This window comes from Microcoleus sp. A003_D6 (assembly GCF_036702825.1).
In the GTDB taxonomy this organism is placed as follows: domain Bacteria; phylum Cyanobacteriota; class Cyanobacteriia; order Cyanobacteriales; family Microcoleaceae; genus Microcoleus.
The window spans coordinates 51249-67197 of record NZ_JAUBWA010000008.1; the positions used below are offsets into that span (position 1 = coordinate 51249).

The window sequence follows — 15949 nt, forward strand, 5'->3', positions numbered from 1 at the left end:
AACATTTAAAAAAGTTCATGAGTCCTCTCAAGAAAACCTACGTTCTGAAGCTGTACGTTGCGGGGAATACTCCCAACTCAGTGCGAGCTTTGAAAACCCTAAAAGACATCCTAGAACAAGAATTTCAAGGAGTCTACGCGCTGAAAGTCATAGACGTTCTCAAAAATCCTCAGCTAGCAGAAGAGGACAAAATTTTGGCAACCCCGACGCTGGCGAAAATCCTGCCACCGCCGGTGCGAAAAATTATTGGCGATTTGTCCGATCGCGAGAAAGTTCTGATAGGATTAGATTTGCTCTATGAAGAACTTCGCGAAGAAGACCTGAATTCATAAGATAATCAGGTGACACTCATTAGTCAGCAGTCATTAGTTATTGAGCAAGAGCCAAAACTAAAAGCTGGGTACAAAGAGTCAAGATCGGCGGTTAATGAGTGACAACTAAAGAATACTGAGAGTTGACAAAAATCGATATGAATGAAATTAGTCAAACGGTTAAACGAGAAGGATTGGTAACCGCAGGAGTTCAAAAAATTCGCACGATGATTGAGGGTTTCGATGACATCAGTCACGGCGGAATGCCGATCGGCAGAACTACCCTAGTCAGCGGCACGTCAGGAACGGGAAAAACTTTATTTGCCGTACAATTTATCTATAACGGAATCACCCATTTTGACGAACCTGGAGTGCTCGTAACTTTTGAAGAATCTCCAACAGATATTATTAAAAATGCTTGCAGTTTCGGTTGGGATTTGGCACAGTTGATCGATGAAGGCAAGCTATTTATTTTGGACGCTTCCCCCGATCCAGAAGGTCAGGATATCGTGGGAAATTTTGATTTATCTGCCTTAATCGAGCGGATTCAGTACGCAATTCGCAAGTACAAAGCCAAGCGCGTTTCTATAGATTCGGTGACGGCCGTATTTCAGCAGTACGATGCTGCATCGGTGGTGCGCCGAGAAATTTTTCGCTTAGTTGCGCGCCTCAAACAAGTCGGAGCAACTACAGTTATGACTACAGAACGGGTGGAAGAATACGGCCCGGTGGCTCGGTTTGGAGTGGAAGAGTTTGTGTCGGATAATGTGGTGATTGTTCGCAACGTTTTGGAAGGGGAACGCCGCCGCCGCACAATGGAAATTTTGAAGTTGCGGGGTACAACTCACATGAAGGGCGAATACCCTTTTACTATGACTAATGACGGAATTAATATTTTCCCCTTGGGGGCGATGCGATTAACTCAAAAGTCTTCCAACGTGCGGGTTTCTTCGGGCGATAAAACTCTCGACGAGATGTGCGGCGGCGGTTTCTTCAAAGACTCGATTATTTTGGCTACGGGTGCAACGGGAACCGGCAAAACGCTGTTGGTGAGCAAGTTCTTGCAGAATGCTTGTATGAACGGCAATCGGGCGCTGCTGTTTGCCTATGAAGAGTCGCGGGCTCAGTTGTTCCGCAATGCTTATTCTTGGGGCATTGATTTTGAGGAAATGGAACAGAAAGGAATGCTGAAGCTGCTGTGTACTTACCCGGAATCTGCCGGTTTGGAAGACCACTTGCAGACTATTAAATCAGAAATTGCTGAGTTCAAACCTTCTCGAATTGCAATAGACTCGCTGTCGGCGTTAGCTAGGGGTGTCAGCAATAATGCTTTCAGGCAATTTGTGATCGGAGTGACAGGTTTTGCGAAGCAGGAAGAAATAACCGGCTTTTTCACGAATACAAGCGACCAGTTTATGGGTTCTCATTCGATTACGGACTCCCATATTTCTACGATTACTGACACGATTATCATGCTTCAATATGTAGAGATTCGAGGGGAAATGTCACGGGCAATTAATGTGTTTAAGATGCGCGGTTCGTGGCATGACAAAGGTATTCGGGAATACACGATTACTGAAAGAGGGCCGCAAATTAAAGATTCGTTCCGCGGTTACGAACGGATTATCAGCGGTTCTCCGACTCGGATTACAGTTAATGAGAAGAGTGAGTTATCGCGGATTCTCCAGGGCGTGCAAGGTCAAAACGATGACGATATTTGAGAGTCAGCCGTCTGTTGTGTAGAAAGCTATGTAGGGTGCGCACCGCGTACCCTACATAGCTTTGTTCTGAGTTCGATCGCCAAAACAGGCATAAAAAACGATCGTCGCGAACGATCGATCAAATCCTTAACTTAAATGAGCACGGAGGGATTTGAACCCCCGACCCTCAGGACCGGAACCTGATGCTCTATCCACTGAGCTACGTGCCCTCAACTTTAATCAGTATAGCACGTCTTGCGGAAAATGGCAAGGACGATCGCAAATTCGATCGGCAGTCTCAAAACCCCTTGGCACGTGGGGGTTCTAATCGCCCTGCGCGCAATTCTCGAAGCCCGAGACTACAAATTTTACCTAAATTGTCAAAATAATACGACAATGGGTAAAATTATAGACTTTAATCTAACAAACATTAGGTTCACATTCGATCGGGATTGAGCATTTACCACGGCTAAAATAGCCCGCCTCAATGCCCTCTAGCTAATCGGCAGTAGATGGCGCTGCTGTTAAGACAAGACCAGTTTAAAATAGGACTTACGCAAAACATCTAAATGTAGGGTGAGCCGAGGCGCACCTTACCCCTATAGATAGCGGATAAAACCATTTTTTTGCCTTAGTCCTATTATAAAAAAAGAATACAACTGTAGACAACCTCCAAACCCCGAGAGTCATCAGTAATTCCCAATTCTTCAATTCTTCAATTCTTCAATGGTACAAGACGATCTCTGAAAGAACTATTATAGCTTAAGTTCACAAAAACTCTAAATCCTATGGTTTCTAAAATTTTAGACAAATTACCGCTGCGAACTGTTCTCATAGTTCCATTTGTACTGCAAATAGTGGGAGCCGTGGGACTCGTAGGATATCTGTCTTTTAGAAACGGACAAAAAGCAGTTAATAACCTTGCCAGTCAGTTAATGAGCGAGGTGAGTTTGCGTGTCGAGCAAAACCTGCAAGTTTACCTAACAACTCCCCATAAAATCAATCAAAGCAAGTTGGATGCTGTCAAGCTCGGCTTGTTAAAGATGGAAAATTTATCAGCTTGGGAAAAATATCTTTGGCGGCAAGTACAATTATATCCCTATATCAATTTTACGGCCGTTGGCAACGAGAACGGAGATTATCGATCCGGAGAACAACTGTCTAACGGTTCCCGAACGATGAATGCGATCGAGAAATCTACTGGAGCAAATTTTTATTCCTACAATACTAATGATACGGGCGATCGCACTACCATAGCAACAGTTATCAAGAATATTGACAATAGGCAACATTCTTCCTACAAAGCTGCCGTAAAAGCAGGCAAGCCCACTTGGAGTCCGGCTTACGTTTCCTTCCTAGAACCGACATTAATTATCAGCGCTATCCAACCTGTATACAGCGATAAAAATCAGCTAGAAGGAGTATTAATTGCTGCTTTGCGTCTCGACTATATAGGGAGATTTCTCAATAGTCTAAAAATTGGAAAATCGGGACAAGCCTTTATTATCGATCGCCAAGGTAATTTGTTAGCAACTTCCACGGCAGAAAAACCATTTCGCATTCGTGGCAAGGAAAAACAATTGTTTAAAGTGGCAGAAAGCCACAACCCTTTGACTCAAGCTACAGCTAAATTTTTGAGTTCACACTTTCAGAAATTAAATCAAATTAAAAATTCTGAGTTATTAAACTTTAAAATAAATGGCAAGCGACAATTCTTAAAAGTCCTGCCATTCCAAGACGGCAAAGGCTTAGACTGGCTGATTGTAGTAGTTGTTCCCGAAGCGGATTTTACCGAAGAAATCGATGCCAATACCCGCACGACAATTTGGCTGTGTTTCGCAGCTTTAGTAGTAGCTGTCTCCATTGGCATTCAAACTTCTCGGTGGGTAACAAATCCTATTTTGCGCTTAAATATAGCAGCAAAAAATATTGCTAAAGGTGAATGGGACACAACAATAGAAAGCGAACGATCCGACGAATTGGGGGAATTAACCAAAGCATTTAACAGCATGGCTCAACAACTGCAACAATCTTTTGAAACTTTAGAACACCGAGTGCAAGAACGGACTGCCGAATTGGCTGTAGCTAAAGACAAAGCGGAAGTAGCGAATCAAGCTAAAAGCACTTTTCTTGCTAACATGAGCCACGAATTGCGATCGCCTCTCAATGCAATTCTCGGCTTTTCCCAATTGATGACTCGCAGCCAAACCCTATCCCCAGAACATCAAGAAAATATTAGCATAATTAGCAGCAGCGGAGAACACCTGCTCACCCTGATTAATAACGTCCTCGATTTATCTAAAATTGAATCGGGGCGCACCACCCTCAATCCCAAAAAGTTTGACCTCTATCGCCTGCTCAACGACTTGGAAGATATGTTTCAACTCAAAGCACATGACAAGCACTTGCAGTTAGTTTTTTACCACAGTCCAGACGTGCCGCAATACGTAGAAACTGACGAGTTAAAGTTGCGGCAAATCTCGATCAATCTGCTCAATAACGCTCTTAAATTCACCAATGAGGGCGGTGTTTCGGTCAGAGTAAGCAAGCATTATTCAGGCGGAAATCAGCAGGCAGAAGGCGAAAAGAATGAGCTGTCAGAAGAATCAAAGAATACAGAAAATTCAGCAAGTAATAATCTTAAACAATCCGAATTAAGTCACTCAGAAAACGCGAGTTATGCAACCAAACATGACGGTTCACCTTCTGTCTCTTCCTTCTTCCTTCATTTTGAAGTCGAAGATACTGGACCCGGTATTGCTACCGATGAATTAGACAATCTTTTTGAAGCTTTCGTGCAAACCCAGACCGGCAAAGATTCGCAAGAAGGTACAGGCTTGGGATTGCCAATCAGCCGCAAATTTGTGGAATTAATGGGCGGCGAAATCAGCGTCTGTTCTGCTGTTGGCAAAGGAACTAATTTTAAGTTTGATATTCAAGTTATTGCGGTCGATGCGGCTGATATTGAAAGCCAAAAACCAACCCGCAATGTGATTGCTCTGGAACCCAATCAACACCCATATCGAATTTTGATAGTAGACGATAAACCGCTGAATCGCCAACTGTTGATTAAAATCCTCCATCCTCTGGGTTTTGAACTCAAAGAAGCTACTAACGGTCAAGAAGCTATTGAGATTTGGGACAGTTGGGAACCGCATTTAATTTGGATGGACATGAGAATGCCCGTGATGGACGGCTACGAAGCGACGCAATACATTAAAGGCACTATTAAAGGTCAAGCTACTGCTATTATTGCGCTGACTGCGAGCGTTTTGGAGGAAGAACGGGCAGTTATTTTGTCGGCGGGATGCGATGCTTTTATGCGCAAACCTTTCCGGGAAGCCGATATTTTTGATGCTATGCACAAACATATCGGAGTGCGCTATATTTATGAAGATCCCGGTCAAGCTAATTTATCGGCCATCAAAGAGCGCGATCGGGGCGAAATGAGTGCGACTGATTTCGTAAAATTGCCTGATTCACTGGTAGCTGATTTAAAGCTGGCGATACTGAATGCAGATATGGATTTAATTGATAGCTCGATCGAGCAAATTCGATTAGATGATGCAGTAACAGCCAGTGCGATCGCAACTTGTATAGAAAATTTCGAGTACGACAAAATTTTAAAGTTAATTTCTCAAACAAGCTCACATGAATAACGACCTTCCTAGCACCGATCGCGGTAATATTTTAGTAGTTGACGACACCCCAGCTAATTTGCGGCTGCTAGCCGGAATTTTGAATGGCAAGGGCTATAAAGTCCGCCCCGTACCTAGCGGGGAGTTAGCGCTGTCGGCGGCAAAAGGTATGCCTCCCGATTTAATTTTGCTGGATATTATGATGCCCGAAATGAACGGGTATGAAGTTTGCGAAAAAATCAAAGCTGATGAACGCACTCGCGACATTCCGGTAATTTTTATTAGCGCGATTAATGACGTACTAGATAAAGTCAAAGCCTTTGCTGTGGGCGGGGTTGATTATATTACCAAGCCCTTTCAGGTGGAAGAGGTTCTAGTTAGGGTAGAAACCCATTTAGCAATGTGCCAGTTGCAAAAAAAGCTCCAACAGAAAAACAATGAACTGACAGTCACTTTAGACCAACTGCAAGCTACTCAGAATCAATTAGTTCAATCGGAAAAAATGGCCGCATTAGGGCAACTGATTGCGGGCATTGCTCACGAAATTAATACGCCACTGGGAGCAATTCGATCGTCTATTGGCAACATTACCAACTTTTTGGATAACAATCTCGAAAGTTTGCCAGTTTTTTTTAAAGAACTATCAGCCGAACGCCAGCAAGATTTCTTGAGTTTGATGTACAGTTCCAGCCAACAAACTTACTCTTTATCTACGCGAGAAAAACGGGGATTTAAAAAAGACCTCAAGCAGCAACTAGAGTCGGAAGGAATTGACAATGCTGACAGCCTTGCTAGCATTTTAGTCAATATCGGATTGCAAGGAAACCTGCAAGAATTATTGCCGTTGCTCAAAGACCCGGACAGCGAAAATATTATAAAAACCGCCTACGATTTTGCCAGCATTCACAGAAGCGCCCGAACCATCGCTACCGCTACAGAACGCGCTGCAAAAGTCGTTTTTGCCCTTAAAAGTTATGCGCGTTACGATGTAAATGGGAAAAAAATACAGGTGAATATTACTGATGGGATTGAGACTGTATTAACTCTTTATCAGAACCTGATCAAGCAGGGTGTGGAAATCGTCAGAAACTATCAAGCTCAATTGCCTGCGGTACTGTGTTATCCCGACGAACTAAATCAAATTTGGACAAATTTAATTCACAATGCCTTACAAGCGATGGACAATCAAGGAACTTTAACAATTGACGCCCTACAGCAAGATACCAGCATCATCGTAAAAATCACTGACAGCGGTAAGGGAATTCCACCGGAGATTTTGCCTAAAATTTTTGAGCCGTTTTTTACTACCAAACCTGCGGGAGAAGGTAGCGGCTTGGGATTGGATATTGTCAAAAAAATAATTGCAAAACATCAGGGTAAAATTGATGTGGAGTCGAACCCCGGTAAAACTGCATTTACAGTGTCTTTGCCGATTAATTTAACTGAGTAGGTTTCATCGCCCCAGACTGAAGTCTGGGGCTAAAAATTTGCAGTCTACTCGCGCGGAATGTAGAATTTGGAAAACGGTGTGGTTGCCCATCGGCGTTCACCCTGCCAGATTAAAGAAGGAAACTAGCGATGTCTAAACCAGCAATTTTGTGTGTTGACGATGAAGTAGCGGTGTTGGAAAGTCTGGAAATTGAACTGCAACACGCATTTAAGGGTAAATATCTTTGCGAATTTGCTGAAAGTGCTGCCGAAGCACTGGAGATTATTGAAGAGCTATGTGAAGCTGATGTTAACATTCTAGTGATTGTCTCTGATTGGTTGATGCCCGGAATGAAAGGAGATGAGTTGCTGATTAAAATTCATCAAAAATATCCGCAAATTGTGACTGTGATGCTGACGGGACAAGCAGACCAAGAAGCAATCGAACGAACAAAAACTAAAGCAAATCTTCATGCTTTCATACAAAAACCTTGGGAGAATCAAGAATTAATTGAAGCCATCAAGTCTGGTCTAGCAATTTTATGAAAAAACCAGTAATTATTTGTGTCGATGATGAGCCGAGTATACTCGACAGTCTGGAAATCGACCTGCTAAAAGCTTTTGAAGATAAATATTTAATTGAAACAGCGGAAAGTGGCGAAGAAGCTTTAGAGTTGTTGTCGGAACTTTTAGGAGATCAGTATGAAGTTCCTTTGGTTATTTCCGATCATATCATGCCTAATATGAAAGGAGACGAGCTGTTAAGAAGCGTTCATGCCATCTCGCCAAATACTCTCAAGATTATGCTGACGGGGCAGGCTGATTTGGAGGCCGTAGCCAATGCTATTAACTATGCTAAATTGTACCGATACATACCTAAACCTTGGCAACCTGATGACTTAAAATTAACTGTTACTGAGGCAATCTACAAATATTTTCAAGATAAACAATTAGCTGAAAAACAAAGAGAACTTCAGGAAATGAATCAGGAGTTGGTAAAATTAAACCGCAAGCAGGCGATGCTGATTGCCAAACTCCATGAAAACGAAAGTCGCTTGACGCAATATCTAGAAGCTATGCCATTGGGCGTGTGTGTACTTGATGCAAACGGGCAATCTTTTTACGCTAATCAGAATGCGCGGGAGGTATTTGGCAAAGGCACTGTGCCGCATATTAATTCGGAGCAGAAAGCAGCAATTTATCAATTCTATAAAGCCGGAAGTAATGAGAGATGCCCTGTGGAAGAATTGCCAATTATGCGGGCGCTCAGGGGCGAAAACGTGCGGACTGAGGGTGTAGAAATTCGGACGGGCAGTAAGATTATTCCGGTGGAGAGTTGGGCTACTCCAATTTATGATTCTACAGGCGACATTTCCTATGCGATTATTGCTTTTACTGATATAACTGAACGCAAGGAAGCTGAAGCTGCACTAATTCAAGCTGAAGAGAAGTATCGCGGGATATTTGAAAATGCTCTTGAAGGTATTTTTCAGACGACGCCGGACGGACATTTTATCAGTGGGAATCCGGCTCTTGCGGAAATATACGGCTACGATTCCGCGTCTGAATTGATAGAAAGTATTAATGATATTCAGCATCAATTGTACGTGGAACCGAACCGCCGTCAAGAGTTTGTGGCGCTGATGAAACAGCACGGTACTCTGTGTGAGTTTGAGTCTCAGGTTTACTGTCGAGATGGCAGCATTATCTGGATTTCTGAGTATGCGCGCACAGTTTATGATGTTAACGGTGAAGTGCTTTACTATCAGGGTTTTGCTAAGGATATTAGTTTGCAAAGACAGGTGGAAGTGGAACGAATCAGGTTTACTAATGATTTAGAAAAAGCTTTGACAGCCGAAGAAAAGTTAAATGAGGCCCTGTCAGAAAGCGAAAGCCGATTGACTCAATTCCTGGAAGCGATGCCGGTGGGAATATTTGTTGTGGATGGTAAGGGTAAACCTTTTTACATGAATTCTTGGGGCGAAAGGATATTAGCCCAAGGTTTAATTTCTGATGGGGGTACTGACAATTTTCCTGAAACTTATCATTTTTACGACGCTGGAACTAATCAATTGTATCCGAGCGATCGCCAACCGATTGTTCGGGCGTTGCGGGGAGAATTTGTGCGTATGGACGATCTAGAAATTCATGGGTCGGATCGGATTGTGCCGATCGAGGTTTGGGCGACTCCAATCTACGACGAACGGAAAAACATAGTTTACGCGATCGCAGCTTTTCAAGATATCACAGAACGTCAAGAGGTAGAAACAGAGCGCCGCCAATTCACAGACGAGTTACAAAAAGCTTTAGCAGCGGAAGAAAAATTAACAGATGCTTACGGGCGGTTTGTGCCGCACGAATTTCTCCACTTTCTGGGATATGAAAGTATTCTGGAAGTAAAATTAGGCGATCAGGTACAGAAAGAAATGTCGGTGCTATTTTCAGATATCCGCGATTTCACTTCTCTTTCTGAAACGATGAATCCCGAAGAAAATTTTCAATTTCTTAATGCTTATTTGTCGCGGATGGAACCGGCAATTAGTGACAATTTTGGTTTTATTGATAAATACATTGGCGATGCGATTATGGCGCTGTTTAATGGCAGTGCGGACGATGCTGTGAAAGCGGGGATTGCTATGCTAGAACAGCTTAACGAGTATAATATTAGTCGCAATCGACCCGATCGCCCGCCGCTGCAAATTGGCATTGGAATCAATACGGGTTCTTTGATGTTAGGCACGGTTGGCGGTCAAAGTCGGATGGACAGCACGGTGATTAGCGATGCGGTAAATTTAGCTTCCCGCGTGGAAAATTTGACGAAAGAGTATGGAGTGTCGATGTTAATTACTCACAATACTTTTATACAGTTGAACGATATTTATGATTTTAGGTTGATCGATCGCGTCACAGTTAAAGGCAAATCGCGAATGGTAACAGTTTATGAAGTCTTTGCAGCCGATCCGCCAGAGTTACGGCAGAAAAAGTTAGAGACAAAGACAATCTTTGAGCAAGCTTTGGTATTGTACAATAGTGACAGGTTTGTGGAGGCTACAAGATTATTTTCGGCGTGCCTGCAAATCAACCCTAGTGATAAGGTAGCTCAAATTTATATGCAGCGGTGTCTGAAACGGGCGATCGCTCCTGCATAATTATTGTTTAGACAGGCAGGGAAACGCAAACAATTGTTTCTTGCTGCGGCCAACTTTCGATTTTAAATTCTCCTCCGTGCAATTCTGCAAGGCGTTGAACGATCGCCAGCCCCAATCCCAAACCTGCTTGTTGGTAAAGTTGGCGATCGAACTGTCTGTAAGCTTGTAGCTGTGCAATCCGATCGGCAGTCATGCCGCGGCCTCGGTCTTTGACAGACAGAATAAAAGTCTGATTTTCCACCAAACTGCTTAAGAAAACAGGCGTTCCTTCTAAAGAAAATTTGAAGGCATTGTCCAGCAGTTCCTCAACAATTTTTGTGAGTCTCATAGAATCCATAGCCACCGAAGAATCTTGCAAATTTAAGTGTAAATCGTCTGTTCTATTCGCCTGTTTCGCTTGCTGACGCGCTTTTTCAGCCAGCAAAGATTTGACGCCGCTAAATTCGCTGTTGCGCATCTCCTTTAGCAGTTCGGGATTTGTGGCTGCTATCTCCAGTTCTGCATACAGCAAAAAGTTCTGAATCAGCCGGTACAAGCGATGACCGGAAGTATTAATGTGACCGATCATCTCTAAGATGTCTGATTCCTCTAAAACCTGATATTCTGACAAAATTAGCTCGGAAAAACCCAGAATTGCATTCAAAGGAGTCCGCAATTCGTGGGGGAACGACATACTAATATTGGTGCGCAATTCGTCTAGCATTTTTTGCGATTGCCTGCTAATTGTTTTCTGTTTTTCAAGTCGAATAGCAATTGCTTTTAGCAGTTCTTGCGGCGTACAAGGCTTAGTAATGTAATCGTCTGCTCCCAGTTCCATGCCCGTGCGAACATCATTTTTATCGGCTTTTGCTGTGAGGAAAATAAATGGAATTGTGGCAGTTAGGGGTTCGGAGCGCAAAGCTTTGAGGACGCCGTGACCGTCCACTTCCGGCATCATCATGTCGCACAAAATTAAATCCGGGATTTGCGCGATCGCCAATTTGATGCCGACTTGGCCGTTAATCGCTCCAATTCCTTGAAAATTCTCGGCTTCCAGCAACTCTAAAATATTTTCTCTAATCGATTCTTCATCTTCAATTACCAAAATCTTGGTCACGGTGATTGCTCCTTTTAGTTAGTAGTTTCTGGGAAAAATTCTGGTTCATACACTTGACAAATTGTTTTTTTTATGCACTTAATTTAGCATTAATCGGCGGAGGTTTATAGTTGATAATTCAGTTGTTATTGGCTGGGGCAAATTAAAGGTAAGGTAATGGTGAAAATGGTGCCGTTTCCTTCTTGACTGTCGATAGCGAGCTTGCCACCGTGAAGTTCCACAGCCCTTTTCACAATTGCTAGACCTAGACCTGTTCCAGAAATAGTGCCGACATTTGTAGCTCGGTAAAAAGTTTCTATTATCCGCTCTATATCGGCTTGGGGAATTCCGATGCCCCGGTCTTGAACTTGGAAAACAGCTTCTTTGTTTTGACAGTTGAGGTGCAAAGAAACTGTACTGCCAGCGGGGGAATATTTGAGGGCATTGGAGAGGATGTTTCCCAACATTTGCCGCAGCAGTTTTTCATCCATTTGAGCGTCGCAGTTGCCGCCTTCATGTTTAAAGGCGATCGGGTGTTGGTTGCTGTCGTTGAGTTGCTGTTCTTCTACGAGTTGACGGCAGAATTTTTCTAGGTTTAAGGAAATCGGTTGAAACTGTAGTGTATTTGCTTCGATTTTCCCAATTACGAGGATATCTTCTAATAACTCTGTCATGCGTTTAATTGCTAATTGAATCCGCACAAAATGAAGAGATTTTTTATCTTCTGACCATTGAGAACTGTAATCTTGCAGCAATCCAGCGGAAAATTGGATGGTTGTCAATGGGGTGCGAAATTCGTGGGAAACCATAGTGACAAATTTAGCTCGCAGTTCTGAAAGTTCCTTTTCTCGTGCGAGTGCTTTGAGAATTTCGGCTTCCGCTCGCTTGCGATCGCTAATGTCGCGGGCTTCAGCAATCAGCAGCAAAACTTGTCCTGTGTCATTTTTGACCGGTTTCAGTGAGAGATCGACCGTCACAATTTGGCCGTTTGTTCCTAACAAGTCCATTTCGCTGCGAAAAAATTCGCCCGTAGCAGCTTTGGCGATCCCTTCTTTTAATTGTGCTTTAGCATTTGGTGACTGTTGCCAAATCGGCTGTTGCCAAATCGGGTGGCCGATAATATTTTGCGATCGCATTCCGGTAAATTCCAGCGCTGTCTCGTTCACTTCCAGCACGATTCCTTCGGGAGTCAGCAGTTTGGTGAGCTGAAACGAGGAGTCAAAAATCGCCCGAAAACGCCGCTCGCTTTCCCGCAGCATTTGAAATGTTTGAGAGCGTTCGATCGCGTAACGGATCGTCCGCACTAATAATTGAGTAGTAATGTGACCTTTAACAATGTAATCTTGAGCTCCCAAGCGAACTGATTCAAATGCGAGATCCTCATCATCCAAGCCCGTCATTACAACCATTGCCGTATCTGGGGCAACTTCTCGCAGGCGAGTTAGGGTTTCCAAACCGTGGCTATCCGGCAAAGAAAGGTCGAGCAAAACTACATCAAAGGGCTGTTTGCTCAGATGTGCGATCGCTTCGTGCAGGAACTCAACTGATACCAGTTCCCATTCTATGCCCGCAGATACTTCTAGCAGCTCTGCCAGCAAATCAGCATCAGCCGGATTGTCTTCCACTAACAGAATCTTAATCCACATAGCTTTGACATTTTTTATTTTAACATTTTCACTCTTCAAATCTTTTGCTAAACCTTTTTTGCTTTCCCCTTCCCTTAAGCTACAGGAAGTTGGACAGCCGCTAGCCAGAATTCTTCAATTAACCTAACTACTTTCGTAAATTGTACGAAGTCTACTGGCTTAGTAATGTAACAGTTGGCGTGCAGCGAGTAGGAATTGAAAATATCCTCTGGGGCTGCTGAACTGCTGAGAATTACTACGGGAATTATTTTTAAATTTGAGTCAGTCTTAATTTCTGCCAACACTTCTACACCGCTTTTTTTGGGCAAATTTAGGTCAAGTAAAATTAAGTTGGGACGGGGTACACTGACATAGGGTTTTTCTTTGCGCAAAAACTTGATTGCTTCGACTCCATCCTCCACGAAATGCAAGTTATTTAAAATTTTACCCTGACTGAGGGCCTCTATTGCCAAGTCAGCGTCGCTGGGAGAATCCTCTATCAACAAAATTTCTATGGGGTTAACTGTGTTTTTATTGTTCATAACTGCCACATCCTTTTAATTATTATAGAGAAAAATTGGCAGCTATATCCTTGAGATGTTAATTAGAGGAATAGTAAAGTAAAAAGTCGCTCCTTCTCCCTCCTGAGACTCAACCCAGATCCGTCCGCTGTGGCGTTCCACAATTCGCTTGCAAATTGCCAAACCTATGCCTGTGCCAGAATATTTGCGGCGTCCGTGCAGGCGTTGAAAAATGATGAAAATGCGATCGGCATACTCTGGATCGATGCCAATGCCATTGTCGCGAACGCTAAACCGCCATTCGCTCTCGTTCCTGGCAGCAGAAATATGAATTAATGGGAGTTCTTGGCGGCAAAATTTGACGGCATTGCCGATCAAGTTTTGGAATAATTGTATAAGTTGAAATTCATCTGCCATCACGGTTGGTAGGGCTTCGTAAGTGATGGTAGCTTTGGTTTCGGCGATCGCAATTTGCAAATTTTCCAAACTTTGCTCGACAACAGCATTGCAGTCAGCTATCTCAAATTCTTGCCCCCTAGTTCCCAATCGCGAATAAGCCAACAAATCGTTAACCAACTGTTGCATTCTGGCAGCACCCTCAACAATATGATTAATATATTTATCTGCTTTAGCATCCAAATGGCCTTGATAGCGCTGGGCCAGCAATTGAGTGTAACTGGTAACGGCTCTGAGAGGTTCTTGTAAATCGTGGGAAGCTACATAAGCAAATTGTTCTAATTCCTGATTGGAACGCTTCAAATCAGTAGTAAGTTGCAGCATTTGCTGTTCTGCTTCTTTGCGATCTGTAATATTGTAAACCAAGGTACAACAGGAGACCATATCACCTGTTCGATCCATGACGGGACTGGCAGACATATAAGTCCAAACATCTTTACCATCCTTACTTTTGAGTTTAAAATCGTGTTTTTCAGCAATGCCCTGCTGGCGGCGAGCCATAAGATCGTTGGCTGAGTGTTTGGCTTCTTCGTCCATGAAATCAAACATCGATGCCCCGAACATTTCTAATTCAGTATAGCCGAGCATTCGCGCCATTGCGTGGTTCACGTAAGTCGTGCGTGCCTTGGTGTCAATTACCCAAATACCTTCTTCTGCTAATTCAACTATTTGTCTGTACTTGAATTCACTTTCCTGCAACGCTCTTTCCGTTAGTTTGCGCTCGGTGATATCTTTCATAAAACAGTGGTGTCCGTTAAATGTCCCTTGTTCGTCGCAAGCTTTTACCATTGTTACTTGCTTGTAAAAAAACGAGCCATTTTTCCGCACACCTCTAGCGTCAACTTCTACTTTGCCGGAAGTTAGCATTTCCCAATAAGCTAATCTCAACATCTCAACATCGTCAGGATGTACGGTCACCGACCATTCCCTGCCGAGCATTTCTTCCGGTTTGTAACCGCATTTATTAGCGTAAGATCGGTTAACATTCACGTAGCGTCCCTCAATATCTAGCCGTGAAATGCCTTCCACCGCATTTTGCAGGGCTGCGGTGAGGTCGCGCAGCTCTTTTTCAGCTTGTTTGCGATCGCTAATATCCTGACCAATGCCCGCATAACCGTTAATATTTCCCTCGCTGTCATATAAGGCAGTCATCGACAGCATCACCGGAAACCGCGAACCGTCTTTGCGAATATAAGTCCATTCATTCTCATCAACTATTCCCTGCCGCGCTAAGGCAACAAAAACCTCAAGTCCCGGCTCTATTTTTACTCCCAATTGTTGAGAAAGAACTTCAGCTCTCTGCTTTACCTCCAGAGGATCGTGAATTATTGCTGGCATAACTTTCCCCACAACTTCTTCTGCGGAATAGCCTAAAAGTTGCTGGGCTGCCCGATTAAATGTTTTAATTTTACCATCGGTATCGGTGGAAATAATTGTGTAGTTAGCGCTGTTAAAAATCGCATTTTGCAGTTCAGTCAATTCTAACAAAGTTGTCGCAATTTTTTGTCGGTCGGCGATTTCTTTTTGCAATTTTTGATTGATCGTCCTTAATTGAGCGGGACTGGGGAAAGCTAATGCTTCGGGAATTAAAGGAATTAAGGCGAAAGCGGTGTAAGCAGAAATCGCTGCGGTAATAAGTTTCAAACTGCCAGAAAGCCAATAAACAGGATGCCAAAGCGTCCAAACTTCCATGACATGAGTAGTCCCGCAGGAGAAAATAAAGGTTCCGAACAGCCAAAAGATGTTGCGAAAGGGCAAGTCTTTTCGTTGAGAGACAAAATAAATCAGCGATAGGGGTATTGAGTAGTAGGCGAGGGCAATCAGGGAGTCTGAGGCTATGTGGAGTCCGACAAGCTCTCGCTGCCAAAGGTAACAGTGGCCGTGAGGAATATAGTTCCCGGTGAATAACAGGTTATTTAAAAAATTCCAGAGCATAAGGTGCGATTTACAGGTCATTAAGAGAATAAAACCGGATCTAACTGAAATCTTGCACTATTCGTGTGGAAGCTTAGAGAAACCCGGTTTCTTAAGATGAAATTTTGAACT

Annotated in this window: 10 protein-coding genes and 1 tRNA gene; 6 read left to right on the forward strand and 5 right to left on the reverse strand. The window is 43.4% G+C overall.

Features of this window, described 5'->3' with window-relative positions; translation table 11 throughout:
• Positions 1 to 17: 17 nt before the first annotated feature.
• Both kaiB and kaiC read left to right on the forward strand, forming a co-directional pair.
• Positions 18 to 332 (forward strand): circadian clock protein KaiB, encoded by a 315-nt coding sequence (kaiB, locus tag QUB70_RS04230; RefSeq protein WP_006632119.1) that lies wholly within the window; start codon positions 18 to 20, stop codon positions 330 to 332.
• 137 nt (positions 333 to 469) lie between these two features.
• Positions 470 to 2032, forward strand: a complete 1563-nt coding sequence (gene kaiC, locus QUB70_RS04235; RefSeq protein ID WP_332978530.1) for a circadian clock protein KaiC — start codon at positions 470 to 472, stop codon at positions 2030 to 2032.
• Positions 2033 to 2168: 136 nt separating this feature from the next.
• Here kaiC and QUB70_RS04240 read toward each other — a convergent pair.
• Positions 2169 to 2241 (reverse strand) — tRNA-Arg (locus QUB70_RS04240).
• A gap of 558 nt (positions 2242 to 2799) precedes the next feature.
• On the opposite strand from QUB70_RS04240, the gene QUB70_RS04245 reads away from it, so the two are divergent.
• From QUB70_RS04245 to QUB70_RS04260, 4 genes are all read left to right on the forward strand, one after another.
• On the forward strand, positions 2800 to 5670 hold the full coding sequence (locus QUB70_RS04245; protein ID WP_332978531.1) for a hybrid sensor histidine kinase/response regulator: 2871 nt from the start codon (positions 2800 to 2802) through the stop codon (positions 5668 to 5670).
• Positions 5663 to 7099, forward strand: coding sequence for a hybrid sensor histidine kinase/response regulator (locus QUB70_RS04250; protein ID WP_332978533.1), 1437 nt, complete (start codon positions 5663 to 5665; stop codon positions 7097 to 7099). The genes QUB70_RS04245 and QUB70_RS04250 overlap by 8 nt, the downstream gene beginning before the upstream one ends.
• 128 nt (positions 7100 to 7227) lie before the next feature.
• Complete coding sequence (locus QUB70_RS04255) at positions 7228 to 7623, forward strand: response regulator (protein WP_332978534.1); 396 nt, start codon at positions 7228 to 7230, stop codon at positions 7621 to 7623.
• Positions 7620 to 10226, forward strand: coding sequence for a PAS domain S-box protein (locus tag QUB70_RS04260; protein ID WP_332978535.1), 2607 nt, complete (start codon positions 7620 to 7622; stop codon positions 10224 to 10226). Before QUB70_RS04255 ends, QUB70_RS04260 begins: the two co-directional genes overlap by 4 nt.
• Positions 10227 to 10233: 7 nt before the next feature.
• On the opposite strand, the gene QUB70_RS04265 is transcribed toward QUB70_RS04260, so the two are convergent.
• The 4 genes from QUB70_RS04265 to QUB70_RS04280 all read right to left on the reverse strand — a co-directional run bounded on the left by QUB70_RS04265 (position 10234) and on the right by QUB70_RS04280 (position 15838).
• A complete protein-coding gene (locus QUB70_RS04265) occupies positions 10234 to 11322 on the reverse strand; it encodes a hybrid sensor histidine kinase/response regulator (RefSeq protein ID WP_332978536.1) in 1089 nt (362 codons plus the stop codon).
• A gap of 125 nt (positions 11323 to 11447) precedes the next feature.
• Positions 11448 to 12947: a sensor histidine kinase gene (locus tag QUB70_RS04270; RefSeq protein WP_332978537.1), complete on the reverse strand. Its 1500-nt coding sequence runs from the start codon at positions 12945 to 12947 to the stop codon at positions 11448 to 11450.
• A gap of 74 nt (positions 12948 to 13021) precedes the next feature.
• Positions 13022 to 13468 carry a response regulator gene (locus QUB70_RS04275; RefSeq protein ID WP_332978538.1) on the reverse strand — a complete coding sequence of 149 codons (447 nt, stop codon included), beginning with the start codon at positions 13466 to 13468 and terminating at the stop codon, positions 13022 to 13024.
• A 42-nt stretch (positions 13469 to 13510) separates the two neighbouring features.
• Entirely contained in the window at positions 13511 to 15838 is a 2328-nt protein-coding gene (locus QUB70_RS04280) for a PAS domain S-box protein (RefSeq protein WP_332978539.1), read from the reverse strand.
• Between the last annotated feature and the right edge of the window lie 111 nt (positions 15839 to 15949).

Coding starts and splice junctions, on each gene's coding strand:
- kaiB (WP_006632119.1), top strand. CDS start 18: ATGAGTCCTCTCAAGAAAACCTACGTTCTGAAGCTGTACGTTGCGGGG.
- kaiC (WP_332978530.1), top strand. CDS start 470: ATGAATGAAATTAGTCAAACGGTTAAACGAGAAGGATTGGTAACCGCA.
- QUB70_RS04245 (WP_332978531.1), top strand. CDS start 2,800: ATGGTTTCTAAAATTTTAGACAAATTACCGCTGCGAACTGTTCTCATA.
- QUB70_RS04250 (WP_332978533.1), top strand. CDS start 5,663: ATGAATAACGACCTTCCTAGCACCGATCGCGGTAATATTTTAGTAGTT.
- QUB70_RS04255 (WP_332978534.1), top strand. CDS start 7,228: ATGTCTAAACCAGCAATTTTGTGTGTTGACGATGAAGTAGCGGTGTTG.
- QUB70_RS04260 (WP_332978535.1), top strand. CDS start 7,620: ATGAAAAAACCAGTAATTATTTGTGTCGATGATGAGCCGAGTATACTC.
- QUB70_RS04270 (WP_332978537.1), bottom strand. CDS start 12,947: ATGTGGATTAAGATTCTGTTAGTGGAAGACAATCCGGCTGATGCTGAT.
- QUB70_RS04275 (WP_332978538.1), bottom strand. CDS start 13,468: ATGAACAATAAAAACACAGTTAACCCCATAGAAATTTTGTTGATAGAG.
- QUB70_RS04280 (WP_332978539.1), bottom strand. CDS start 15,838: ATGCTCTGGAATTTTTTAAATAACCTGTTATTCACCGGGAACTATATT.